This window comes from Allobosea robiniae (assembly GCF_900102525.1).
Taxonomy (GTDB): Bacteria; Pseudomonadota; Alphaproteobacteria; order Rhizobiales; family Beijerinckiaceae; genus Allobosea; species Allobosea robiniae.
In genome coordinates this window covers 537,812-561,985 of sequence record NZ_FNBZ01000002.1, presented here as the reverse complement: position 1 = coordinate 561,985, position 24,174 = coordinate 537,812, and the positions used below count along the sequence as shown (strand labels likewise).

At 66.2% G+C, this 24,174-nt stretch carries 23 protein-coding genes; 14 read left to right on the top strand and 9 right to left on the bottom strand.

Annotated elements, in window-relative coordinates:
* Nucleotides 1-62 precede the first annotated feature (62 nt).
* A complete protein-coding gene (locus BLQ70_RS08370) occupies nt 63-563 on the bottom strand; it encodes a (2Fe-2S)-binding protein (protein ID WP_061967295.1) in 501 nt (166 codons plus the stop codon).
* Nucleotides 564-902: 339 nt separating this feature from the next.
* On the opposite strand from BLQ70_RS08370, the gene BLQ70_RS08365 reads away from it, so the two are divergent.
* Entirely contained in the window at nt 903-2,246 is a 1,344-nt protein-coding gene (locus BLQ70_RS08365) for a methyl-accepting chemotaxis protein (RefSeq protein ID WP_244511944.1), read from the top strand.
* Nucleotides 2,247-2,252: 6 nt separating this feature from the next.
* On the opposite strand, the gene BLQ70_RS08360 is transcribed toward BLQ70_RS08365, so the two are convergent.
* A complete protein-coding gene (locus BLQ70_RS08360) occupies nt 2,253-2,705 on the bottom strand; it encodes an SRPBCC family protein (protein ID WP_091856569.1) in 453 nt (150 codons plus the stop codon).
* A gap of 147 nt (nt 2,706-2,852) precedes the next feature.
* Here BLQ70_RS08360 and BLQ70_RS08355 point away from each other — a divergent pair, with 147 nt between their 5' ends.
* Together BLQ70_RS08355 and BLQ70_RS08350 are read left to right on the top strand one after the other, a co-directional pair.
* Nucleotides 2,853-4,112, top strand: coding sequence for an aconitase X (locus BLQ70_RS08355; RefSeq protein ID WP_091856568.1), 1,260 nt, complete (start codon nt 2,853-2,855; stop codon nt 4,110-4,112).
* Nucleotides 4,103-4,513, top strand: coding sequence for an aconitase X swivel domain-containing protein (locus BLQ70_RS08350; RefSeq protein ID WP_091856567.1), 411 nt, complete (start codon nt 4,103-4,105; stop codon nt 4,511-4,513). Before BLQ70_RS08355 ends, BLQ70_RS08350 begins: the two co-directional genes overlap by 10 nt.
* Before the next feature lie 16 nt (nt 4,514-4,529).
* Here BLQ70_RS08350 and BLQ70_RS08345 read toward each other — a convergent pair whose 3' ends face one another.
* Entirely contained in the window at nt 4,530-5,045 is a 516-nt protein-coding gene (locus BLQ70_RS08345) for a flavin reductase (protein ID WP_091856566.1), read from the bottom strand.
* Nucleotides 5,046-5,323: 278 nt separating this feature from the next.
* Between BLQ70_RS08345 and BLQ70_RS08340 the strand changes: the two genes are divergently transcribed.
* The 7 genes from BLQ70_RS08340 to BLQ70_RS08310 all read left to right on the top strand — a co-directional run bounded on the left by BLQ70_RS08340 (nt 5,324) and on the right by BLQ70_RS08310 (nt 11,739).
* Nucleotides 5,324-5,650, top strand: coding sequence for a cupin domain-containing protein (locus tag BLQ70_RS08340; RefSeq protein ID WP_091856684.1), 327 nt, complete (start codon nt 5,324-5,326; stop codon nt 5,648-5,650).
* 409 nt (nt 5,651-6,059) lie between these two features.
* Entirely contained in the window at nt 6,060-6,983 is a 924-nt protein-coding gene (locus BLQ70_RS08335) for an ABC transporter permease subunit (RefSeq protein WP_061966965.1), read from the top strand.
* A gap of 4 nt (nt 6,984-6,987) precedes the next feature.
* Nucleotides 6,988-8,373 carry a high-affinity branched-chain amino acid ABC transporter permease LivM gene (gene livM, locus BLQ70_RS08330; RefSeq protein WP_061966964.1) on the top strand — a complete coding sequence of 462 codons (1,386 nt, stop codon included), beginning with the start codon at nt 6,988-6,990 and terminating at the stop codon, nt 8,371-8,373.
* Nucleotides 8,374-8,378: 5 nt separating this feature from the next.
* A complete protein-coding gene (locus BLQ70_RS08325) occupies nt 8,379-9,239 on the top strand; it encodes an ABC transporter ATP-binding protein (RefSeq protein ID WP_091856683.1) in 861 nt (286 codons plus the stop codon).
* On the top strand, nt 9,236-9,991 hold the full coding sequence (locus BLQ70_RS08320; protein WP_061966963.1) for an ABC transporter ATP-binding protein: 756 nt from the start codon (nt 9,236-9,238) through the stop codon (nt 9,989-9,991). The genes BLQ70_RS08325 and BLQ70_RS08320 overlap by 4 nt, the downstream gene beginning before the upstream one ends.
* A 127-nt stretch (nt 9,992-10,118) precedes the next feature.
* On the top strand, nt 10,119-10,493 hold the full coding sequence (locus BLQ70_RS08315; protein WP_061966962.1) for a DUF6867 family protein: 375 nt from the start codon (nt 10,119-10,121) through the stop codon (nt 10,491-10,493).
* A 130-nt stretch (nt 10,494-10,623) separates the two neighbouring features.
* Complete coding sequence (locus BLQ70_RS08310) at nt 10,624-11,739, top strand: branched-chain amino acid ABC transporter substrate-binding protein (RefSeq protein WP_061966961.1); 1,116 nt, start codon at nt 10,624-10,626, stop codon at nt 11,737-11,739.
* 149 nt (nt 11,740-11,888) lie between these two features.
* Here the strand turns inward: BLQ70_RS08310 and BLQ70_RS08305 are convergent, their stop codons facing one another.
* Genes BLQ70_RS08305 through BLQ70_RS08285 form a run of 5 tightly spaced genes read right to left on the bottom strand, consistent with a single transcriptional unit; the run spans nt 11,889 to nt 16,272 of the window.
* Nucleotides 11,889-12,467: an RBBP9/YdeN family alpha/beta hydrolase gene (locus BLQ70_RS08305; protein WP_091856565.1), complete on the bottom strand. Its 579-nt coding sequence runs from the start codon at nt 12,465-12,467 to the stop codon at nt 11,889-11,891.
* A 39-nt stretch (nt 12,468-12,506) separates the two neighbouring features.
* A complete protein-coding gene (gene purB / locus BLQ70_RS08300; RefSeq protein ID WP_061966959.1) occupies nt 12,507-13,814 on the bottom strand; it encodes an adenylosuccinate lyase in 1,308 nt (435 codons plus the stop codon).
* A 38-nt stretch (nt 13,815-13,852) separates the two neighbouring features.
* Nucleotides 13,853-14,536, bottom strand: coding sequence for a ribulose-phosphate 3-epimerase (gene rpe / locus BLQ70_RS08295; RefSeq protein WP_091856564.1), 684 nt, complete (start codon nt 14,534-14,536; stop codon nt 13,853-13,855).
* A gap of 36 nt (nt 14,537-14,572) precedes the next feature.
* Nucleotides 14,573-15,256, bottom strand: coding sequence for a glutathione S-transferase family protein (locus tag BLQ70_RS08290; RefSeq protein WP_244511943.1), 684 nt, complete (start codon nt 15,254-15,256; stop codon nt 14,573-14,575).
* A 44-nt stretch (nt 15,257-15,300) separates the two neighbouring features.
* Nucleotides 15,301-16,272, bottom strand: a complete 972-nt coding sequence (locus BLQ70_RS08285) for a hypothetical protein (RefSeq protein ID WP_091856563.1) — start codon at nt 16,270-16,272, stop codon at nt 15,301-15,303.
* Nucleotides 16,273-16,536: 264 nt separating this feature from the next.
* Between BLQ70_RS08285 and BLQ70_RS08280 the strand changes: the two genes are divergently transcribed.
* The 3 genes from BLQ70_RS08280 to BLQ70_RS08270 all read left to right on the top strand — a co-directional run bounded on the left by BLQ70_RS08280 (nt 16,537) and on the right by BLQ70_RS08270 (nt 20,185).
* Entirely contained in the window at nt 16,537-17,787 is a 1,251-nt protein-coding gene (locus tag BLQ70_RS08280) for an NAD(P)/FAD-dependent oxidoreductase (protein ID WP_091856562.1), read from the top strand.
* Nucleotides 17,788-18,048: 261 nt separating this feature from the next.
* Nucleotides 18,049-19,188: a dipeptidase gene (locus BLQ70_RS08275; protein WP_091856561.1), complete on the top strand. Its 1,140-nt coding sequence runs from the start codon at nt 18,049-18,051 to the stop codon at nt 19,186-19,188.
* 178 nt (nt 19,189-19,366) lie between these two features.
* Complete coding sequence (locus BLQ70_RS08270) at nt 19,367-20,185, top strand: RNA methyltransferase (RefSeq protein ID WP_091856560.1); 819 nt, start codon at nt 19,367-19,369, stop codon at nt 20,183-20,185.
* 56 nt (nt 20,186-20,241) lie between these two features.
* Here the strand turns inward: BLQ70_RS08270 and BLQ70_RS08265 are convergent, their stop codons facing one another.
* A complete protein-coding gene (locus BLQ70_RS08265) occupies nt 20,242-22,503 on the bottom strand; it encodes a TonB-dependent hemoglobin/transferrin/lactoferrin family receptor (protein WP_091856559.1) in 2,262 nt (753 codons plus the stop codon).
* A 388-nt stretch (nt 22,504-22,891) separates the two neighbouring features.
* Between BLQ70_RS08265 and BLQ70_RS08260 the strand changes: the two genes are divergently transcribed.
* Nucleotides 22,892-24,169: a flavin monoamine oxidase family protein gene (locus BLQ70_RS08260; RefSeq protein ID WP_244511942.1), complete on the top strand. Its 1,278-nt coding sequence runs from the start codon at nt 22,892-22,894 to the stop codon at nt 24,167-24,169.
* Nucleotides 24,170-24,174 lie beyond the last annotated feature (5 nt).

The window sequence follows — 24,174 nt, the reverse complement described above, 5'->3', positions numbered from 1 at the left end:
GCCTCACTGCATGGAACGCATGAAGGATGAAGAGCCCGCACCGAGCGGCGCGGGCAGCGGCCTCATTCGGCGGCCTGGCGGGCCGGCGCAGCGCCCTTGCCCATGGCCTCGGCCCCGGCGGCGATTGCCTTGACGATGTTGTGGTAGCCGGTGCAGCGGCAGATATTGCCGTCGAGATCCTCGCGGATCGTCTTCTCGTCGAGCTGATGGCCACGGCGGTTCACCATGTCGACGGCGGACATGATCATGCCCGGCGTGCAGAAGCCGCATTGCAGGCCGTGATGCTCGCGGAACGCCTCCTGCATCGGATGCAGCGTGTCGCCGGAAGCGAGCCCCTCGATCGTCGTCACGGAGGCGCCGTCCACGGAGACGGCAAGCGTGGTGCAGGATTTCACCGCCTTGCCGTCGAGATGCACGAGGCAGGCGCCGCACTGGCTGGTATCGCAGCCGACATGGGTTCCGGTGAGCCGCAGATTCTCTCGCAGGAACTGCACCAGAAGGGTGCGCGGGTCGATGTTGGCGGTGACGGCTTTGCCGTTCACCGTCAGCGAAACAGTGGCCATGAGCATATCTCCTGTGACCCGTCTCCGACGCCGGTCCATCCCCTCCCCGGGACTGGACCGTGCTGAAGCCTAAGGAGCAACCGGCCTCATCAGGCAGGCCTTCCTTGGAACAGCTCAAAAATGAATGTGGACCCGCGTTTTTCCGGGGTCAAGCCGGAGGCACCAAGACAAGCCAGGCTAATTTGCACCGTTTTGCGGGCGTTTCGTCGCGTTTGGCTGGAACGTGGCCAAAAATTTGCAAAACCGCGCGGCCGGCCTCGCATTGCCGAAATTTTAACCGAGCCCGTTCACGGTGACGTGGCGGCGGAGCGCTGTTTGCCGGCTGCACGGGAGCCGTTCTTGACGTCGATTTCCGAACAGGTCGAGCGACGCCTGCGCTCGACGGGCTACGGTGAGCAGAAGCGCGCCGCCTTGCGCGGCTATCGCAAGCATGTCGATCTCGTCATCGAACAGATCGTCGCCAATGCCTTCGCTTACGGCCGCCAGATCCATCCCGATCTGAAAGACAACATCAGCCCGTTGACCGAGAGCGTCTACGAAGTCACCGAGCAGCACTTCCGACTGATCTTTGAAGGTGATTTCGACGACCGCTACTACAAGTCGATGGAGCGCGTGTGCACGCTGGAGCGCGCGATCAAGGTCGGCACCCGATCGCGCGTATCGATTGCTGGCGCTCTTTTTCGGACGATCGCGACGAAGCCGCGCCTGACCACACTGCTGTCGCCCAGCCGTTTCGCAAGCGACATGGAGATCATCGAGAACCTCTTGGTGATGGATATCAATACGGCGATCACGATCAACCAGCAGATCGAGGAAGGTGATGCCCGCCGGCGCACCTCCACCCTCGATGAGGCGGCGGTCAAGCTCAGGACCCGGATCGGCCATCTCGACGACACCATCAGCGACGCCGTCGAGCAATTCGTGGCGACCGCCGACCAGACCGGGCAGACCACGAGCTTCATCAAGGACACCGTCGGAAAAGTGGCCAGCGCCTCGGTGGTCGTGCGCGAGAAATCACTGCAGACGGCCGCCGCGACCGAGGAGATGTCGGCCAATATCGCCGATATCGGCCAGCGCGCCCGGCAAAGCCTGTCGATCACCCATCAGGCCGTGCTCGACGCCGGCCAGATGAACGAGGCCGTCGTTCGGCTGCGGGAGGCCACCGGCAATATCGGCAAGGTCGTCGGGATGATCGCCGACATCGCCGCGCAGACCAATCTGCTGGCGCTCAACGCCACGATCGAGGCCGCCCGCGCCGGCGAGGCCGGTCGCGGCTTCGCCGTCGTCGCCGCCGAGGTGAAGTCGCTGGCGACCCAGACCGCGAGCGCGACGCAGGACATCGCCGGCCAGATCGCCGAACTCGCGGCGAGCGCCGAGGCCTGCGGGACGCACGCTGCCGCCATCGCCGCCACGGTCGATGCCATCCGTCTCGATTCCGAGGCGATCTCGGAAGCCGTCACCCAGCAGAGCAAGGTCACCGCCACGATCGCGCATGACGCCGCGCTGGTTGCCGACAGCTCGGACGAGGCGATCGAAAGCGCCAATGCCGTCAATGGCAGCCTCGACATGACGCAGAAGGCGTTGGAGCAGGCCAACGCTGCCGCGGCCAATATCGCGCTTCAGGTCGGGGCGGCCGAGGCCGCCGTCACCCAGGCACTCGCCACGTTGCGCGAAGCGTCCTGAGGGCGCTCAGCCCTCGCTGACCGCCTTGGCGAAATTGGCGAAGAACTCGTCGGCGAGCTTCTTCGAGACCGAATCGATCAGGCGGGAGCCGAGCTGCATCAGCTTGCCGCCGACCTGGGCCTCGACCTCGTAGCGCAGCAGGGTCTGGCCGCCTTCCGCATCGCTCAGATGGACCCGCGCCCCGCCCTTGGCGAAGCCGGCAATGCCGCCCTCGCCTTCTCCGGAGATGCGATAGCCGTTCGGCGGATCGAGCTCGCTGAGCTCGACCTTGCCCTTGAAGGTCGCCTTCACCGGCCCGAGCTTCACCTTCACGATGGCCGAGAGATGGGTGGCGTCGTCCATGGTCAATTGCTCGCAGCCGGGAATGCAGGCCTTGAGCACCTCGGGATCGTTCAGCTTGGCCCAGACCACGTCCTTGGCGGCCGGCAGCGTCGCCTCGCCGTTCATCGTCATCGCCATGGCACATCTCCCGAGCAGCACGACCGCAGCGCGGACGATTGCGGCCGGCGCGGTTCGAAGGTTATCCAGTTCCCTATCCATGGTCGCAAAGCCCCCGCCTGCACAAGAGGCGCCCGGCCTGGAAAGCGGCAGGCCGCGGGAGAACCGATGCTGGAACTCACCACCGACGAACGCATGATCGCCAGCGGCTCTGCCGGTGCAGGGGCGGCCATGGCGATGCGGATCGTGGCCGAAGCCGCCCGCCTGATGGGCGCGCCGCGCCTGATCCCGATCGCCTCCGCCCATATCGACGGGGCGCTCTACCATGGCGATTCCGGCACGCTTTTCGCGGAGAAGCTGGTCTCAGGCGGCGCTCGCGTCGGCGTGCGCGCCAGCCTCAATGTCGGCTCGCTCGCCCCGGCCGGCTGCGCCGCAATCCGTCTGCCGCCGCATGAGCGGGACATGGCCCGGCGGATGATGCGGGCCTATGAGGCGATGGGCTGCGAGCCGAGCTGGACCTGCGCGCCCTACCAGGCCGGCCACCGCCCGGCGCAGGGCAGCGACGTCGCCTGGGGCGAATCCAATGCCGTGGTGTTCTGCAATTCGGTGCTCGGCGCTCGAACCAACCGCTATGGCGACTTCCTCGACATCGCCTGCGCGATCAGCGGCCGTGCCCCGGATTACGGCCTGCATCGCCCGGAGAACCGGGTCGCGACTCTGCTGATCGATGTCGGCGGCCTTTCCCGCGAATTACGTTCGTCGGACGTGTTCTATCCCGTGCTCGGCACGATCCTCGGCCGCCGCGCCGGCAGCGACGTCGCCGTGATCGACGGCCTGCAGGGCTGCACGACAGAGGACCGCCTCAAGGCGCTCGGTGCCGCCGCCGCCTCGGCGGGCGGCGTCGGATTGTTCCATGTCGCGGGTGTCACGCCCGAGGCTCCGGATGCCGCGACCGCGTTGGGCGGCATCGCTCCGCGCGAGACGAGCGCTCTGACGCCTGCCGACATCGCGACCGCCCTCGCCCGCCTCTCGACAGCCGGGCCGACGGAGCGCATCGATGCCGTCGCGATCGGCTCGCCGCATCTCTCGCTGGTCGAGATCGATGCGCTCGAACGCCTCATGGCCGGGCGCCAGCTGACAGTGCCGCTCTATGCCAATACCGGCCGACACGTCGTCGGCCCGCTCGAAGAGCAGGGCCGGCGCGCAACGCTGGAAGCGGCGGGCGTGATCTTCGTCGTCGATACCTGCGTCGTCGTCACCCCGATCCTGCCGGAGCTGGAGGGCGCCGTTCTGATGACCAATTCCGGGAAATTCGCCCATTACGCGCCGGGCAATACCGGCTACGCCGTGACCTATGGCTCGCTCTCCGAATGCGTCGAGAGCGCGGTGGCCGGCCGGCTCGTCAGGGAAGCCCGCGCATGGCGCTGAAAGCGGAGATCCTCCTGCCCGGCGACGCCGTCACTGGCGGCTGCCTTGCCCTGACCGCCCCGATCAGCTTCTGGGGCGGCGTCGATCCTGCGAGCGGCGCGATCATCGATGCCCGCCATCCCGAGCGTGGCCGGAATATCGCCGGCCGCATCCTCGCCCTGCCCGGCACGATCGGCTCGTCCTCGGCCTCCGCCGTGCTGCTGGAACTGGTCCATGCCGGCAAGGCGCCGGCCGCCCTGCTGATGGATGCGCCGGACGCCATCCTCCTGCTCGGCCTCGTCGTCGCCCGCGAGATGGGCTGGCCGACGCCGCCGGCCTTCCGCCTGCCGGCCGCCGATCAAGGACCGCTCGCCGACCGCATGATCACGATCTCGGCAGAGGGTCTGATCACCATCGCTTGACGCTGGAGTTTGCCCTCTACACCGCGCTGAAACGGCGGTGCCGATAGATCAGCCCCGCCCCGCGCCCGGCCCCGCCGAGGCCGGCGACCTCACCGATCACGATGCGATGGCTGGCGGCGTCATGCGTCGTGACCAGCCGGCAGTCGAAGGCAGAGATCGCGTCGAGCAGGACAGGCGCCCCGGTGACAAGCCGGCCCCAGCGGGCCGTATCGAAGCGTGCCTCGCCCTCGATGCCGCGCCGGCTGGCGAAGATTTCCGCGAGATCGACGAGGCTTTCCGGCAAGGTGTTGACGCAGAACACCCCGCTCGCCTCGATCGCCGCCAGCGTGCGGCTGCCGCGGGCGATGCAGACCAGCACCGTCGGCGGCGAATCGGAGACGGAGGCAACGGCCGTCGCCGTCAGCCCGATGCGCCCGCCCGGCCCGTCGGTGGTCACGACATGCACGGCGCTCGCGACTCGCGCCATGGCATCGCGGAACGCATGGGCGTCCGGATGGTCCAGAGGCGGCAGGGGGTGAACGGTCTTCGTCATCGGCTCGATCGGTTCGATGTCCCGGATCCGGCGGAACAGCAGTCCATGTAGAGACTGGAGGCCGCCGGCGCCAGCCAGGGCGAAGCCGGCGGCTCACTCCAATACGCCACCGGATATAGCACCCTTCCGTTAACGGGCCGGGCGCCACAAGCGGCCGCACCGCTGCAACTTGATATCGTGATGGCGATCCATCAGGCTGGGGCGATGTCGGCTGCCAGCGGCCGGGCCGGAGCCTGATCGGGACTGTGGCCGTCGGCGTTCCGCCCATGGAGATCCCGATGGCCTTCACCTGCACGATTCCCGCCACGCCGACTGTCCAGCAGGACGAAGAGACGATCAGGATCACCCGCTGGGATTTCGAGCCCGGCGCCGTGACCGGCTGGCACGAGCATGGCTGGCCCTATTTCGTCATCATGCTGACCGCCGGAACGCTGCGTATCCATAACGGAACGGATGTCTCCGACGTGCCGCTGGCGCAGGGCCAAGCCTATATGCGCCCGGCCGGCATCCGTCACGACGTCATGAACGGCTCTGACCACCCAATCGCCTTCGTCGAGATCGAGGTGAAGCAGCCCGGCGCCCTCAAGGAACTCTCGCTGCCGTGACGGCAGCCGCCCGATGACCGGCCTCGGAAGCACTGCCGAGCCCACGGCTTCGCAGCGCCCTCCCATGCATTTTTCCGATCCGACAATCGACTTTTCGTATTCGTCTTTTGGATAACCTGCACTCAGGCGCATGGCAGACCATCACCGTCGCGATGGCAGGAAATGCGATCGGAGCGAGTTTTCATAGCCTGCAACGCAATCATCATGCGTATAACACCCGCTGCTCCGCAGAGAATTCTGCACATTTTCAGGGCACGTCGTTCGTAATTGCTTTTGACAGAAATTTGGCGCGGAGCGATTGTCCCCGGCACGAGCCGTTGGTAGCTCTGCACGGCAATCGCATCCCGCATGCGCCGGCGTCATGCCGGTGACGAGAACGGGAGCTGGTTCGAGGGGTCGGCGTTTTTCAATGGAAGTCTTCCTGCAGCAGCTCATCAACGGGCTGACACTGGGATCGATCTACGGTCTCATCGCCATCGGCTATACGATGGTCTTCGGCATCATCGGCATGGTGAACTTCGCCCACGGCGATATTTTCATGCTCTCCGCCTTCATCGCGCTGATCTTCTTCATGCTGATCACGGCGGTGGTCGGCACCGGCGCCGGCATGGTCATGCTGGCGCTGGTCGTGGTGCTCGGCCTGGCGATGTTCGTCACCTCGCTGTGGAACTGGACAATCGAGCGCGTGGCCTACCGGCCCTTGCGCGGCTCCTTCCGCCTGGCGCCGCTGATCTCGGCGATCGGCATGTCGATCTTCCTGATGAACTTCGTGCAGGTCGTGCAGGGCCCGCGCAACAAATCGATCCCGCCGCTGCTCAACAAGTCGATCACGCTGATCGAGAGCACGACCTATTCGGTCCAGATCTCCTACAAGCAGATCGTCATCATCCTGACGACGGCGGTGCTGCTCGCGGCCTTCTGGTACATCGTGCAGAAGACGCCGCTCGGCCGCGCCCAGCGCGCCTGCGAGCAGGATCGCAAGATGGCGGCGCTGCTCGGCATCGACGTCGACCGCACGATCTCGATCACCTTCGTCATGGGCGCGGCGCTCGCAGCGGTGGCCGGTGTGATGTATCTCGTGCTCTACGGCGTCGTGAACTTCGCCGACGGCTTCGTGCCCGGCGTGAAGGCCTTCACGGCGGCGGTGCTCGGCGGCATCGGTTCCCTGCCCGGCGCGGTGATCGGCGGATTGCTGATCGGCCTGATCGAGGTGATGTGGTCGGCCTATTTCACCATCGACTACAAGGACGTCGCCGCCTTCGCCATCCTGGCGATCGTGCTGGTCTTCATGCCCTCCGGCCTGCTCGGGCGCCCGGAAGTCGAGAAGGTCTGAGACCATGGCGAACAATCCGACCGCAAACCCGGCCGCTCCCGGCCGCGACCTGAAGGCGGCCTTCAAGGAGGCCGGCTTCGCCGCCTTCGTGACGCTCGGCCTCTGCATCCCGATCATCGCCTGGGGCACGCGCCAGAACATGGACAACGTCCTGGTCCTGGATCCGCGCTGGGACGCCGTCGCCTGGGCGGTGGGCATCGTCTTCGTCGGCCGCTTCCTGGTCGCGCTGCGCAAGCAGGGCCGGCAGGAAGGCAAGGCCGCGTTGCGCATCCTGCCGCACGGCACCATCGCCTTCTTCCAGCGCCACTCCCGCGTCTTCTCGCTGTTCGGGCTCGGCTTCCTCGCCACCTTCCCGGCGATCGCGATCGGGCTCGCCGGCTGGGGCGGCGCGCTGAAATGGATCGACAATTTCGGCGTCCAGATCCTGATCTACGTCATGCTCGGCTGGGGCCTGAACATCGTCGTCGGCCTCGCCGGCCTGCTCGATCTCGGCTATGTCGCCTTCTATGCCGTCGGCGCCTATTCCTACGCGCTGCTGGCCAAGAATTTCGGCCTGTCCTTCTGGCTCCTGCTGCCGCTTGCCGGCATCCTCGCCGCCTTCTGGGGCATGCTGCTCGGCTTCCCCGTCCTGCGCCTGCGCGGCGACTATCTCGCCATCGTGACGCTGGCCTTCGGCGAGATCATCCGCCTCGTCCTGATCAACTGGACCGAGTTCTCGAACGGCTATGCCGGCATTTCCGGCATTCCACGCCCCACCTTCTTCGGCATCCCCTTCACGGCGGCGGACGATGGTTTCGCCGCCGTTTTCGGTCTGGAGTTCACGCCGCTCTACCGAACGATCTTCCTCTATTACCTCATCCTGTGCCTGGCGCTGCTGACCGCCTTCGTCACGTTGCGCCTGCGGCGGCTGCCGGTCGGGCGCGCCTGGGAGGCCCTGCGCGAGGACGAGATCGCCTGCCGTTCGCTCGGCATCAACACCACCAACACCAAGCTCACCGCCTTTTCGATCGGCGCCATGTTCGGCGGCTTCGCCGGCGCCTTCTTCTCGGCGCGGCAGGGCTTCATCTCGCCTGAATCCTTCGTCTTCATGGAATCGGCGGTCATCCTCGCCATCGTCGTGCTCGGCGGCATGGGCTCGCTCTGGGGCTGCGCCATCGCGGCGATCGCGATGATCGGCGGCACCGAGCTCCTGCGCGAGCTCGAATGGATGAAGCAGATCTTCGGCAACGACTTCGACCCGACGAAGTACCGCATGCTGATCTTCGGCTTCGCCATGGTGGTGATCATGATCTGGAAGCCGCGCGGCCTGATCTCGACCCGCGAGCCCACCGCCTTCCTCAAGGAGAAGAAGGCGATCTCCGCCGATATGGTGCAGGAGGGACACGGCTGATGGCCATGATCGCTCCCCAGACGACGCCGCAGGGCCGCGCCCTGCTCGAGATCGAGCAGGTCACCATGCGCTTCGGCGGCCTCACCGCCGTCAACGCCCTCTCCTTCCAGGCCCACAAGGGCGAGATCACCGCGCTGATCGGCCCTAATGGTGCCGGCAAGACCACCTGCTTCAACTGCATCACCGGCTTCTACAAGCCGACGCAGGGCATGGTCTCGCTCAACCATGACGACGGTACGAGCTACCTGCTCGAGCGCATGCCGGACTTCCGCATCTCCTGGAAGGCCAAGGTCGCCCGTACCTTCCAGAACATCCGCCTGTTCGGCGGCATGACGGTGCTGGAGAACCTGCTCGTCGCCCAGCACAACCCGCTGATGCTGGCCTCAGGCTTCACCTTCCTCGGCGTGCTCGGCATCGGCGGCTACAAGGCCAGCGAGAAGCGGGCGATCGAAAAGGCCAAGTTCTGGCTCGACAAGATCAACCTGACCCACCGCGCCGACGACCCCGCCGCCGACCTGCCTTATGGCGACCAGCGCCGGCTGGAGATCGCGCGGGCCATGTGCACGGACCCGGTCCTGCTCTGCCTCGACGAGCCGGCCGCGGGCCTCAACCCGCGCGAAAGCCTCGACCTCAACAATCTCCTGCTCTCGATCCGCAAGGACCTGGGCACGGCGCTGCTGCTGATCGAGCACGACATGTCGGTCGTCATGGAAATCTCGGACCACGTCGTGGTTCTCGACTACGGCACCAAGATCGCCGACGGCACGCCGGCCGAAGTACAGGCCGATCCCAAAGTCATCGCCGCCTATCTCGGCGTCGACGACGAGGAGGTCGAAGAGGTCGAAGCGGAGGTCGGCATCTCGTGACTGCAGCCCAGCCTGAAACTCAGCCTCCCGCCCAGCCCCTTCTGGCCGTCCGTGGCGTCAAGACCTATTACGGCAAGATCATCGCGCTGAAGGGCGTCGACATCGACGTCAACCCCGGCGAGATCGTCACCATGATCGGCGCCAACGGCGCCGGCAAATCGACGCTGATGATGACGATCTTCGGCAATCCGCAGGCCCGCGAAGGCTCGGTCACCTATGAGGGCCGCGACATCACGCGGATGCCGAGCCACCAGATCGCGAGGCTGGGGATCGCTCAGTCCCCGGAAGGGCGCCGCATCTTTCCGCGCATGACGGTGTACGAGAACCTGCAGATGGGCGCTGCCGTCCGCAATTTCGAGAACTTCGACGAGGACCTGGAAAAGATCTGCGTGCTCTTCCCGCGCATCAAGGAGCGCCTGCAGCAGCGCGGCGGCACGCTCTCGGGCGGCGAGCAGCAGATGGTCGCGATCGCGCGCGCCCTGATGGCGCGCCCCAAGCTCCTGCTGCTGGACGAGCCCTCGCTCGGTCTTGCGCCGCTGATCGTGAAGCAGATCTTCGAGGCGATCCGCGAACTCAACCGGACGCAAGGCCTCACCGTCTTCCTGGTCGAGCAGAACGCCTTCCACGCGCTGAAGCTCGCCCATCGCGGCTATGTGATGGTCAACGGCGTCGTCACGATGAGCGGCACCGGCAAGGAACTGCTCGCCAATCCGCAGGTGCGCGCCGCCTACCTCGAAGGCGGCCGGCACTGAGATGAGACGGCGGAGGAGCACCTCTCCTCCGCTGCAACTTTTTGATGAGAGACGGCTGCACGCCACCCATGTCATCGCTGTGGTGATGTCAGCCGCTTCCAAAGCCGCCTGAAGCCGGGAGCACGAGATGCAGGGCATCCTCTACGAAGAACCGACGATCTGGCTCTTCCTGCTGGTGACCGTCGTCATGGGCGGCTGGCTCGCCTGGATGGCCGGCCGCGCCATCGCGCTGACCTGGCGGCCGAACTGGCAGCTCGTCGTCTACATGCTGGTCCTCGGCCTGTTCGTGCGCTTCATCCATTTTGCGCTGTTCGAGGCGACGTTGCTGACCGTCCACTACTACGTCGTCGACACGATCGTGCTTGTCGCCTTCGGCTATGCCGGCTGGCGCTACACCCGCGCCAAGCAGATGACGCGGCAATATCACTGGCTGTTCGAGCCCGCCGGCCCCTTCGGCTGGAAGCCCCGCGCAGGCGCCGTGATCCGGCCCGAACTGCTCTAGAAACTTTGCGAGCTTGTCGCGTGACAGACCATCGGAAAAGCGCAAGACTGCGGCTCACGATGGCCAGAACGCGCCGAGACGGGCGGCCCGTCCAGCCCGTTGATCAATCAATACAGGGGAGTTGCATCACATGAAGAAACTGCTGTTGGGCGGCATTGCACTCGGCGCGGTCCTCGCCTTCTCCGGCATGGCCAACGCGCAGATCAAGCTCGGCGTCGGCGGTCCGATCACCGGCCCGAATGCTGCATTCGGCGCGCAGCTCAAGAACGGCGCCGAGCAGGCCGCCGAGGACATCAACGCCGCCGGCGGCGTCCTCGGCCAGAAGATCGCGGTCAGCGTCGGCGACGACGTCTCCGATCCGAAGCAGGGCGTCTCGGTCGCCAACAAGTTCGTCGGCGACGGCGTGAAATGGGTGGTCGGCCACTTCAACTCCGGCGTCACCATGCCGGCGTCCGAAGTCTATGCCGAGAACGGCATCCTGATGATCTCGCCTTCGGCCACCAACCCGAAGATCACCGAGCGCGGCCTGTGGAACACCTTCCGTGTCTGCGGTCGTGACGACCAGCAGGGCGGCGTTGCCTCGGCCTATCTGCTGAAGAACTTCAAGGACAAGAAGATCGCCGTCGTCCACGACAAGACGACCTATGGCCAGGGCCTCGCCGACGAGACCAAGAAGGGCCTCAACGCCGGCGGCGTCAAGGAAGTGCTCTACGAAGGCATCAATGCCGGCGAGAAGGATTTCTCGGCCCTCGTCTCGAAGATCAAGGCCTCCGGTGCCGACTACCTCTACTGGGGTGGCCTGCACACCGAAGGCGGCCTGATCGTGCGCCAGATGCGCGACCAGGGCCTCAAGACGATCCTCGTCTCCGGCGACGGCATTACCACCGACGAGTTCGCCACGATCGGCGGCCCCGGCGTCGAAGGCACGCTGATGACCTTCCCGCCGGACCCGCAGAAGCGCCCGGAGGCGGCCGCCGTCATCAAGAAGTTCGCGTCCAAGAACTTCAAGCCGGAAGCCTACACGCTCTACAGCTACGCTGCGGTCCAGATCATGGCGGAAGGCGCCAAGCGCGCGAACTCGGTCGATCCGAAGAAGATCGCCGCCGCGCTGCATGGCGGCCAGCCGGTCAAGACGGTGATCGGCGATATCGGCTTCGACAAGAAGGGCGACATCACCCGTCCGGACTACACCGTCTACACCTGGAAGAAGCAGGCCGACGGCAAGATCACCTATGTCGAGAATTGATCTCGGCGGCTGATCCGGCCTCCTGAACGAAAGAGCCCGCCCCGGATCGTCCGGGGCGGGCTTTTCGTTGGCGACCCGCTATGGCCGGAACCGGTCCGCCGGCTGTTGTCCCGGCAGGTAGCCGCGATGACGGCGAAATCGCAGGTCGGCTACTGATTCACTTTCTGCGAAACCACGCTCAAGCTCTTGAGAAACCCTGCGAAACGCAGAAGTCCGTCCGGCCAGGGGCCGTGCCCGGATTCGCTATTGAGATGGCCGCTATCGCCGGCCTCGACGAATTCCGAGCCCCAGGCTTCGGCCAGCGCCCGCGCCTCGTCCGGCGTGCAATAGGGATCGGTTGCGCTGGCGATCAGCACCGAGGGGAACGGCAGCTTCTCGCGGCGATGCGCGATGAAATCCGGTCCCATGCCGGGCACCGCACCCTTTGCCCGCTCGGAAGCCGGCGCGACCAGGAAGGCGCCAGCGACCTCACCGGGATGGAGATGCTCGGCGGCGAATGCGATCGCGCTGCAACCGGCCGAGTGCCCGACCAGCACCACGGGCCGCGTCGCGCTGCGCACGGCTTTCACGATCTCATCGGCCCAGACATGGCGGGAGGGCTTGTACCAGTCCGCCTGCTCGACGCGGCGCGCGGTCTTCAAGCGGGTTTCCCAGCGGCTCTGCCAATGGTCGGGCCCGGAGCCCGACCAGCCGGGCACGATGAGGATATCGACGTCGGAGGATTTCATCAGGCCTAGATAGACCTGCCGACGCCGAAGTCCAGAGCGTCACGCCTCGCCGAATACCCGGCGGAAGATCGTGTCGACATGCTTGAAGTGATAGCCCTCGTCGAACATCGCCTTGAGCTCGGAGGCCGAGAGCTTTTCCGCGACGTCCTTGTCGGCCATCAGGTTGGTGAGGAAGTCCTCGCCGTGCTCCCAGGTCCGCATCGCGTTGCGCTGGACCAGGGAATAGCTCTCCTCGCGGCTGGCGCCGGCTTGCGTCAGGGCCAGCAGCACGCGCTGCGAATTGTGCAGCCCGCCGAGCCTGTCGAGGTTCTTGCGCATGTTCTGCGGGTAGACCAGCAGCTTGTCGACGACGCCGGTGAGCCGCGCCAGCGCGAAATCGAGCGTCACGGTCGCATCCGGGCCGATCATGCGCTCGACGCTAGAATGCGAGATGTCGCGCTCGTGCCAGAGCGCCACGTTCTCGAGCGCCGGCGTGACCATGCCGCGCACGAGGCGGGCAAGCCCGGTCAGGTTCTCGGTGAGCACCGGATTGCGCTTGTGCGGCATCGCCGAGGAGCCCTTCTGGCCCGGCGAGAAAAACTCTTCGGCTTCGTAGACCTCGGTGCGCTGCAGATGCCGGATCTCGATCGCCAGGCGCTCCACGCTGGAGGCGACGACGCCCAGCGTCGCGAAATACATCGCGTGCCGGTCGCGCGGGATCACCTGGGTCGAGACCGGCTCGACGGCGAGCCCCATCTTCTCGGCGACATAGGCTTCGACCTGCGGGTCGATATTGGCGAAGGTGCCGACGGCGCCCGAAATCGCGCAGGTCGCGATTTCGGCGCGGGCCGCAATGAGGCGGGCGCGGCAGCGATCGAACTCGGCATAGGCCTGCGCCAGCTTCAGTCCGAAGGTCACCGGCTCGGCATGGATGCCGTGCGAGCGGCCGATGGTCGGGGTCAGCTTGTGCTCGAAGGCGCGGCGGCGGATCGCGGCGAGCAGCGCGTCGACATCGGCGATCAGAATGTCGGTGGCGCGCGCGAGCTGGACCGAGAGCGTGGTGTCGAGAATGTCCGACGAGGTCATGCCCTGGTGAACGAAGCGCGCCTCCGGCCCGACGATCTCGGCCAGATGCGTCAGGAAGGCGATGACGTCATGCTTGGTGACGCGCTCGATCTCGTCGATGCGTGCAACGTCGAAGACGGCGTCCTTGGCCTTGGCCCAGATCGTCGCGGCGGCCTCCTTCGGCACGACGCCGAGCTCGGCGAGCTTGTCGGTCGCATGCGCCTCGATCTCGAACCAGATGCGGAAGCGGGTCTGCGGCTCCCAGATGGCGACCATCTCGGGGCGGGAATAGCGCGGGATCATCTCTGGCCTTCCACTGATGATGTCAGCGTTTCAGATCTTCAAACCCACGACCCGCGTGCAGCCTCGGCCGCCTTGCGGATCGCTTCGATATTGCCGGCATAGGCCGAAGGCCCGCCCTTGAACACGGCCGAGCCCGCGACCAGCGCATCGGCGCCGGCCTTGACGACGAGCGGCGCGGTCTCAGGGGTAACCCCACCATCGATCTCAAGGGCGATCGGCCGGTCGCCGATCAGCGCCTTCACCTGCGAGACCTTCTCGACCACGGAACGAATGAAGCTCTGCCCGCCGAAGCCCGGATTGACCGTCATCAGCAGGATGAGGTCGACATCCCCGATCAGCGCTTCGGCCGCGCTCGCCGGCGTACCGGGATTCAGCACGATGCCGGCCTGTTTCCCTTGCGCCTTGATCGCCTGGATCGTGCGGTGCGGATGCGGACCGGCCTCGACATGGAAGGAGATCAGGTCGGCGCCGGCCTTGGCGAAGGCTTCGACATAGGGATCGACGGGCGCGATCATCAGATGCACGTCGAAGAACTTCTTGCTGTGCGGGCGGATCGCCTTCAGCACATCGGGGCCGAAGGTGATGTTCGGCACGAAATGCCCGTCCATCACGTCGCAATGGATCCAGTCGGCACCGGCAGCGTCAACCGCGCGCACCTCCTCGCCGAGCTTGGCGAAATCGGCCGAGAGGATCGAGGGGGCGATGCGGATGGGGCTGGTCATGGCCGGGGGTTTAACGCCCCAAGCCGCCTGCCGCAATCAGGCGGAGCGCAGTTTCACCGGAAAGGACAGCCTGCGATCCGCTTCCGCCATCTCGGCGACAACTTGCGCGAAAGCCGGACGCAGCTTCAAGCGCGCATACCACTCGGCCAGCCCGGGATAGCCATCGAGCGACGGCCCGCCGAGGCGGCGGATGAAGAGCACGCTCATGAACAGGGCGATATCGGCCACGGAAAGCCGGCCACCGAAGAACGGACGCCCCGCCAGCTTCTGCTCCAGCACGTCGTAATGGCGCAGCAGCCCCTCCTCGGCGATCAGCGCGTCGGCCTCCTGCGCGATCCGACGATCGCGATCCGGCGCGGGCGGCTCGGTGCGATGCATCAAGGGCTTCAGGGCCTGGAACAGGATCTCGTCGCCATAGAGCTCGTCGAGCCGGCAGCGCGCCCGCTCGACGGGTGAATCCGGCATCAGCTTCGGCTCGGGATAGGCCTCGTCGAGATATTCGTTGATCACCGTGGAATCGTAGAGCACGAGCCCGCAATCGGTCAGCACCGGCACCTGCCGCTTCGGGTTGAGCGCCAAGACCTCGGGATGCCGGGGATCGTAGCCGGTCGTCTGGTTGAACGGCACCACGATGCGCTGGAAGGCGAGGCCCTTCTCGGTCAGCGCGATCTCGACCTTGCGTGAGAACAGGCTCAGCGGCCCGGAATAGAGGGTGATCATGGCGCGGCTCTCCTGCGACGGAGAAAGCCTCGCAAGCCCCTGCGTCAGCGCCCGTCAGCAGCCTCCCGGCGCCGGATACGAGCCGCGATGCCGCCGAGCAGCCAGGGCAGCAGGTAGATCGGGAACTGTGCCAGAGCGAAATAGAGGAAGGTCTTCGGCGAGACGCCCGCCCCCAGCGCTGCGACGAGAAGGCCCATGTTCCGCTGCCCGGCGCCGTAACCGATCATGAAGCGCTCGGAGGCTGGCAGCCGCCGCAGAATAATCCAGCTCGAGATCAGGCCCGCGGCCGAAACCGCGAAGACGCAACCAAGCACGAACAGCACGAGCCTGGGATCGTCGAGCGCAGCGTTGGTCACGCCGTCCATCGCGGCGATGGCGAAGATGAAATACATCAGCACGCCGAAGCCATCGAGATTGGCCTTCATCGCCTTGACGCGCGCCAGCCCAAGCCACATCCGGATCGCGGTAGCCACCGCCATGCCGCCGCCGATGAAGATCAGCAGGCGCAGCGTCAGCGCCCAGCGATCGAGAGGGACCGCCCCCCCGGCGAGCAGTTCGACCATGATCGGCGCGACGATCGGGCTCACGATCGTGGTCAGGATGACGCTGGCGATGATCAGCGACGGCTCGAAGCCGTAGAGGATTGCGACCGCCGGCGAGGACATGATCGGCGGCGCCGCGCCCATGATCGCGAGCCCGAGCACGATGCCGGGATCGAGATTTTCGCGCCCGACCAGCAGGAGCGCTCCACCGATCAGCAGCACCGGCCCGGCGATCAGCCAGAGGCAGCTCGCAGCGAGCTTGGCCGGGCGCCGGAGCAGCCCGAGCGTCACGCTCATGTCGAGCCGCATGAACACGACCGTGGTGAAGCAGAAGATCGTGATCGGCAGCGCCGGCCGCGCCATCGCCGAGAATTGCGGCAGTGCCAGACCCAGGAAGATCGAGAGCGCGAAGCCTTGCGTGCCGTGACGGCCAAGCCACGCGAGCGCGGCAGCGAGGAAGGCGGCAGGATGCATCGGTTGGGCTCTGGAATCACGCGCGAGACAGACGCACACTGGCTGAAGGTGCGCCCAGCGTCACCTGCGGGGAAGGCAGCCCGGTCCTGCGCCGGCACAAAATTGCGCACTGGACAGCCAGAAATAAGACATCACGGACCGATCGCAAAAACAGACGCAGAAATTGCGAAAGATTGCGCTGTTTCGCGCAAAATCCGGTCGTGACGCTGACAAGCCCGTGCAAACCGCTATCCTTGCGGGAAAAGGGGCTGGCAGGAGCAGGTCATGAAGGTGGATACGATCGTTCTCGGCGCCGGTGTCGTCGGCATTTCGGTCGCGCTTCATCTCCAGAAGGCCGGGCGCGCCACCTTGCTGGTCGACCGCCGCGCTCCGGGCGAGGAAACCAGCTACGGCAACGCCGGCCTGATCCAGCGCGAGGGCGTCTATCCCTACGGCTTCCCGCATGATTTCGGCGCGCTCATCCGCTACGCGATGAACAACACCATCGACGCGCATTACCATTGGAGCGCGATCCCGAAGCTCGCCCCGTTCCTGTTCTCCTACTGGATGCATTCGCGCGCCTCGCAGCACGAGGCGATCGCCCATAAATACGCGACGCTGATCGAGCACTGCGTCACCGAGCATGACGCCCTCGCACAGGAAGCCGGCGCCACCAACCTGCTGCGCCGCGACGGCTGGATGAAGGTATTCCGCACCGAAAAGGAACGCGACACCCGCCTCGCCGAGGCCGCCCGCTGGAACCGCGAATTCGGCCTGAACTATCGCGCGCTCGACATGGCGACCCTGAAGGCCGAGGAACCGCATCTCGACCATGGCAGCCTGATCGGCGGCCTGCACTGGACCGACCCGACGACCGTCGTCGATCCGCTCGGCCTGTCGAAGGCCTATGTCGCGCTGTTCGAGAAGCTCGGCGGTAGGCTCGCCATCGGCGATGCCGGCACGCTCCAGCAGAACGGCGCCGGCTGGACCGTCACCCTCGCCGACGGCACCACAGCCGAGGCCAAGGATGTCGTCGTCGCGCTCGGCCCCTGGGCCGATGTCCTCAGCAACAAGCTCGGCTACCGCCTGCCGCTCGCGGTCAAGCGCGGCTACCACATGCATTACAAGCCGCAGGGCAATGCCGTGCTCAACCACCCGGTGCTCGATACCGAGCGCGGCTATTTCCTCGCCCCGATGCTGCAGGGTGTGCGCCTGACCACCGGCGCCGAGTTCGCCGATCGCGATGCGCCGAAGACGCCGGTGCAGCTCGCCCGCGCCGAACCGATCGCCAAGGCCCTGTTCCCGCTCGGTGAGCGTCTCGATGCCGAGCCCTGGCTCGGCCGCCGCCCCTGCACCCCGGACATGATGCCGATCATCGGCCCGGCACCGAAGCACAAGGGCCTGTGGTTCTCCTTCGGCCACGCCCATCACGGCCTGACGCTGGCTGCCGTCACCGGCCGCATGATCGCGGAAATGGTGACGGGCCAGAAGGTTTTCGTGGACCCAGCTCCGTTTGCGCCGGCGCGGTTCGCCTGAGGCGCACACCCGCTGAAGAGCACTGTCATCCCGTGCGCGCCGCAGCGTGCAACGCTGCTGCGCAGACACGGGACCGCCACCCGGAAAAGGCGCCCTCTCGTCGCACGATCCCGCATCTGCGCAGCAGCACTGCGTGCCGCAGCGCGTGCGGGATGACACCATGGCAGCGCATGCGGGATAACAGACCTGCGTCCTGCCCCCTCGCCGTCCGCCGCACTCCCTGCCACGATCCGGCTCCCGATTCCCGACCGAGACCTTGCCATGGCCCTCGCCAAACCGCCCGTCCAGGACAATGCCTACGCCGCCGCGCTCGCCCTGCTCGACCGCGTCCCGCTGATCGACGGCCATAACGACCTGCCCTACGTCATCCGCAAGGATGGCAAGGCGAAGGGCGACGTCGCCACCTACGGCCTCGACAAGGTCCATGCCGAGGGCGACACCGACATCCCGCGCATGCAGGCCGGCAAGATGGCGGCGCAGTTCTTCGCGGCCTATGTCCCGCCGAAGCAGCCCAATCCCGCCGGCTTCGCGCTCGCCCAGATCGCATTGATGCGCGGCATCCTCAAGCGCCACGCCGACGCCTTCCGTCCAGGCCTTTCCGCCGCGGATGTCGAGGCCGCCAAGGCCGAGGGTCGCATCGCCCTGTTCATGACCATCGAGAACGGCTCGGCGGTCGATGGCGAGCTCGACGCGCTCGACGCCTATTACGATCTCGGCGTGCGCCTGATGACGCTCTGCCACAACGACACCACCGACTGGTGCGATTCCGCCACCGACGCCCCGCGCCATAACGGCCTCACCGATTTCGGCAAGGACGTTCTGCGCCGGATGAACAAGCTCGGCATGCTGATCGACCTCGCCCATGTCGCGCCGAAGGTGATGCATGACGCGCTCGACGTTTCCAGCGCCCCGCTGGTCTGGTCGCATTCGAACGCCTTCACGCTCTGCGACCACCCGCGCAACGTCCCCGACGACGTGCTCGACCGCGTCGCCGGCAATGGCGGCGTCGTGATGGCGACCTTCGTGCCGGATTTCATCAGCCAGGCTTCCCGCGACTGGCACCGCCCGGCCAAGGACCAGTACGGCAAGAGCCCCGAAGGCGTGGACCATGACAAGGTCGAGGCCGAGATCGCCGCCAAGTCCGGCCCGCGCCCGAAGGCGACGCTGTCGGAGTATTGCGACCATGTCGAATACCTCGCCAAGCGCATCGGCCATGACCATGTCGGCATCGGCTCGGACTTCTTCGGCTGGATCAATCCGGACGGGCTCGAAGACACCACGACCTTCCCGTCGGTGATCGCGGAGCTGATCCGTCGCGGCTGGTCGGAGGAGAATCTCACCAAGCTCGCCAGCGGCAACATGCTGCGCGTGCTGCGCGCGGTCGAGAAGGCTACGGGCTGACCGCTCCACATCTCGTCATGGTCGGGCTTGTCCCGACCATCCACGTCTTGGCTTGTCGGGCGTGGGTTCAAGACGTGGATGCTCGCCACAAGGGCGAGCATGACGTATGAGCTTGTCCATCACCCCGGCCGTCCGGGACGTGATGCAAGCCTCATCGCAAAGACAAGACCTGATTTCCATGACCGGTTCCGGCACCGACCGCACCCGCCCGGCCGTCCAGGCCCCCGCCCCCGTCGTCATCCTGGTCGAGCCGCAGCTCGCCGAGAATATCGGCATGTGCGCCCGCGCCATGGCGAATTTCGGCCTCTCCGAGATGCGCCTCGTCGCCCCGCGCGACGGCTGGCCGAGCGGCGGCGGCCTCAAGAAGGGCGCAACCGCAGCCGCCTCCGGAGCCACCCATATCCTGGAGAATGCCCGGCTCTTCGACAGCGCCGCCGAGGCCATCGCCGATCTCAACCATGTGTTGGCGACGACCGCCCGCGAGCGCGGCCAGATGAAGCGCGTGCTGACCCCGGCGGAAGCGATGCCCGAGGTCGCCGGGCGCATCGGCTCCGGCGAGCGCGTCGGCATCCTGTTCGGACGCGAGCGCATCGGCCTGACCAACGAGGAGATCAGCCTCGCCGACGCCATCCTGACCTTCCCGGTCAATCCCGCCTTCGCCTCGCTGAACCTCGCCCAGGCCGTGCTGCTCAACGGCTATGAATGGTTCAAGACGACCCATGGCGAGCCGCCCTTCCGCGAGAACAACCCCTCGCCGCCGGCCAAGCGCGAGATGATCCTGTCGATGTTCGATTATCTCGAAGCCGAGCTCGATCTCTGCGGCTTCTTCCCGCCCGGCAAGAAACCGGTGATGACCGCCAACCTGCGCGATGTCCTGCACCGGCTCGACATGACCGAGCAGGAGGCCCGGACGCTGCGTGGCGTCTTCAAGTCGCTGGTCGAGGGGCCGAAGAAGGCACGTCTCCTGGCAAGGCAGGCCGGAGAGGCCGAAGAATAAAAAAAGCCGGCCCCGAAGGGCCGGCTGGTCTGGTCGGGGGGTCTCGAAACGCCCGGTCAGAATTGGTACTTCAGCGTCGCCTTCACGGTACGGCCCGGCTCGCTGTAATAGTCGCGTGCCTGGGCCAGAACGCCCGTCGGCACCGTCACGGCATCCCAATATTTCCTGTCGAAGATATTGTAGACGCCGACCTGCAATTCAAGGTCTGCGATCTGCGGCATCGGCCGCCACCAGGCCATGGCGTTGAAGATCGCATAGCCCGGCGCCTGGAAGCCCTGCGTCGAGCCCGTCGTGGCGACGCTCTTGCGGGCACCGGCCAGCTTGGTCGACAGCTCGCCGCCCCAGCTCTCGTTGCCATAGGCGATGGCGAGGATGCCCTGCACCGGCGGGATCGAGTTGAGACCGATGCCGGTGACCTTGTTCTTGCCATCGGTATAGGCGAAGGAGCCGCGCACCAGCCAGTTCGGCGCGAAAGCGTATTGCATGTTCGCCTCGACGCCGGAAATCCCGACCCGCGCCACGTTCTGCGGGCCCTGGATGCCACCCTGCGGATAGAGCCCGCCCGGAGGCGCGATCTGCACCGTCTCGATGAAGTTGCGGTAGTTCGTGTGGAAGAAGGTCACCGAACCGCCGAACGCCTTGTCGCCGAAGCGGAACCCGACATCGATGCCGTTGCTGGTTTCCGGGCGCAGGTCAGGGTTGCCCCTGCGCAGATAGGTGCCGACCGCGCCGAAATTCGCATAGAGCTCGCTTGCGGTCGGAGCCCGGAAGCCCTTCGACCACTGTGCGAACAGGGTGACGTCCTTCAGATAGGGCGCGTTCTTGATGATGTCGTATTCCAGCCGGACGCGCGGCGACCAGGCGTCGTCGCTGGATGCGGCCGGCATTCCCGCATAGGACGAGCTCCCGAGATAGGACGCCGTCGCCTTCGGCTTTTCCTCATACCGGTCGAAGCGGACGCCCGGCGTCAGGCGCAGCGTGTCGTTGAGGAAGCCGAACTCATGATGCGCGTAGAACGCCACCATATTGCCCTCGACGCGCGGCGTGTCGGACTGGTTGGTATGCAGGTTGTTGCAGGCAGAGAAAGGCGCATAGGGCGGGCGGCAACCGTCCAGCCCGGCTGAATACTGGTCGAGCGTCGATGCGCGCAGTTCGGTGCCGAGCGTCAGCTTGTGCGAGACCGGGCCGGTGATGAAGCTCTTGATCAGGTGGCCGTTGAAGCCGAAGGACTTTTCCTCGACCTCGTTGTTGCGGGCAAAGGGACCGACGACGCTGGTGTAGCGATAGGCGTTGAGGATCGAGTTCCGCTTCACGCCCTGCCAGTAGAGATTGGCGTGCGCCTCGTCGATGAAGCCGCCGGGCTGCTTGTAGTCATAGGTCAGCGAAACGCGCTTGCGCTCCACGTCCTCCTGGGTCTGGTGCGCGCCGGGACGATAGTTTCCGGTGAGCGAGACCGCGTTGGTCCGCGTCTGGATCTTCTCGTCGCGCTTGAAGATCTCGCCGGTCAGCCCGAAGCGATGCACCTCGTTCACATACTGATGCAGCTTGGCGAGGAAGCTGTACTGATTGAAATCGGCCGGGTTCGGCTCGGTGCGTGCAGCGCCGATCGTCGGATTCGAGCCGCGGTTGTCAACCTCGTGCCCTCTTCGGAAGCCCCCCTGCAACAGCGCCCAGGTATTGTGGAACCGGCCGGCCACCGCGCCGCTGCCGAACCAGGCCTTGTCGGTCGTGTCGAACCCGGTCTTCGCGAGACCGCCGACCGTCTTGCCCGGGCGGATCAGGTCTTCCGGATCAAGCGTTCGCACCGCCAGCGCGCCGCCGAGCGAGCCCGAGCCGAGCGTGCTGCTGCCGCTGCCGCCGCGCAGGAGGTCGAGCGTCGACAGCGAGTCGAAATCGAAGGCCGTGCCGATGCTGCGGTCGATGCGGGTGTCCTGGATGAAGGGCTGACGGATGCCGTCGACCGTGGTCAGCACGCGCGCGCCGTCCAGGCCACGGATGTTCACCGAGCCGTTCACCCGGTTGAAGGAGATGCCGGCCTCGAGCCGCTGCGACAGATCCGCGATGCTCTGGATCTGCTGGCGGTCAAGCTCCTCGCGCGTCGTGCGCGTCGTCGTCGGGCCGCCCAGCAGCACACCACCCGGCTGCCCCTCGCCCTGGACGTTGATCTGGTCGAGCACGACGGGCGTGTCCGCATTCTGCGCCACGGGGGCGGTGCGGGCCCGGCTCTGCTGCTGCGCGATGGCGGGCGATGCCAGCAGAACCACCATCAAGCTGCCGAGCGCGACCCCTTCGCGCAATGTACCGGAATGCATCCCCATGGCCTTGACCCGTCCTTCTGAACGCTGCGGGTCAAAGCCGCCGCGCCTCAATAGTTTTAAATTAATACAAACAAGGTCTTATCTGCCCCGATAAGACAATATTCGGATATTGAGCGACTCGATGACTGTCAATTGCCTGCCACACGAAGGACATCTTCCGATGCAGGAAGAACACAATAGTAGAATTCATCTAAACAATAATAATTGATCGCATCATTCTAAGCTGAAGCCCGCAGCCGAGGCCCACCGGCTCCCGATCTCGTGATCGCATCCTGCCCCTCGCCCGCCAGCTTCCCGTTGCAATGCAGCGGCAGGGCTCCAACATGCGGAGCATCAAGGGACGCTACAGATGCTCGACCGCCGGACGATGTTGACGGGAACAGGCGCCTTGGCCACGAGCTTCGCCATGGCCGGCCGGGCGGCAGCCGCGTCTGATACCGACGTCGTCGTGATCGGCGCCGGCGCGGCCGGCATCGCCGCGGCGCAGGCCCTGCGCGGCGCCGGGCGCCAGGCCGTCGTACTCGAAGCGCGGGACCGCGTCGGAGGGCGCGCCTTCACCGATGCCTCGCTCGGTCCGGCCTACGATGCGGGCGCGATGTTCATCCACTGGGCCGAGCGCAACCCCTGGGTCCAGATCGCCCGCGATCTCGGCATCGCCACCCCTGCCGAATCCTGGGGCAGCGGCTTCAAGGTCTTCGCCGACGGCCAACCGATGGCCGATTCCGACCGCAATCGCCGCCGGAGCGCATTCGGCCAGATCGACCGCCGGCTGGAAACGATCGATCTCACGCAACGCGACATGTCGATCGCCGAACTCTTGGGAGATCTCGGCCCGGAGCTGGCGCCCGTCGCGGCATCCGGCCTGCTGCTTTCCATCGGCGAGGAATCGAGCCGCATCTCCGCGCGCGACTATCAGCGCCTCTGGTCCGGAGACGATCTCGTCGTCCCCTCCGGCTACGGCAATCTCGTCGCACGCTCGGCCACCGGGCTGGACATCCGCCTGAACGAGCAGGTCGAGACGGTCCGCTGGGACGGACCGGGCGTCACCGTCACCACGCGTTCGGGCACGCTGCGGGCCAATGCCTGCATCGTCACGGTCCCGGTCGGCGTGCTGAAGGCCGGGACGATCCGCTTCATCCCGGAGCTGCCGGCCGCGACGCGCGACGCCCTTGCCGGCCTGCATATGGGCGCGCTGACCAAGATCGCGCTGAAGGTCGAGGGTGACCGTTTCGGCATCGCGCCGGGCGCGAGCTTCCTCGAAGCGGCCGCGCCCGAACGCCTGATGAACCTCGACATGTTCCCCGGCGGGCAGGACATCGTCATCGGCTATTGCGGCGGCGATTATGCCCGCAAGCTCTCCGAGGCCGGCACCCACGAGGCGCGCGCCCATCTCGTCGACCTGCTGGCGAAGATGGTCGGTTCGGACTTCCGGAAGGCGGTGAAGGCGGTCTCCTTCCCGGCCTGGTGGACCGATCCCTTCGCCCGCGGCTCCTATTCGATCTGCGATCCCGGCCACGAGGCGGCGCGCGACGCCCTCGCCCAGCCGATCGGCAACCGCCTCTTCATCGCCGGCGAGGCGACGGCCGGAGGCGGCGCCATGACGGTCGGCGGCGCAACGCTCGCCGGCCGCGCTGCGGCAGCGGCGCTGACGCGCCTGAAGGCTTGACGGGT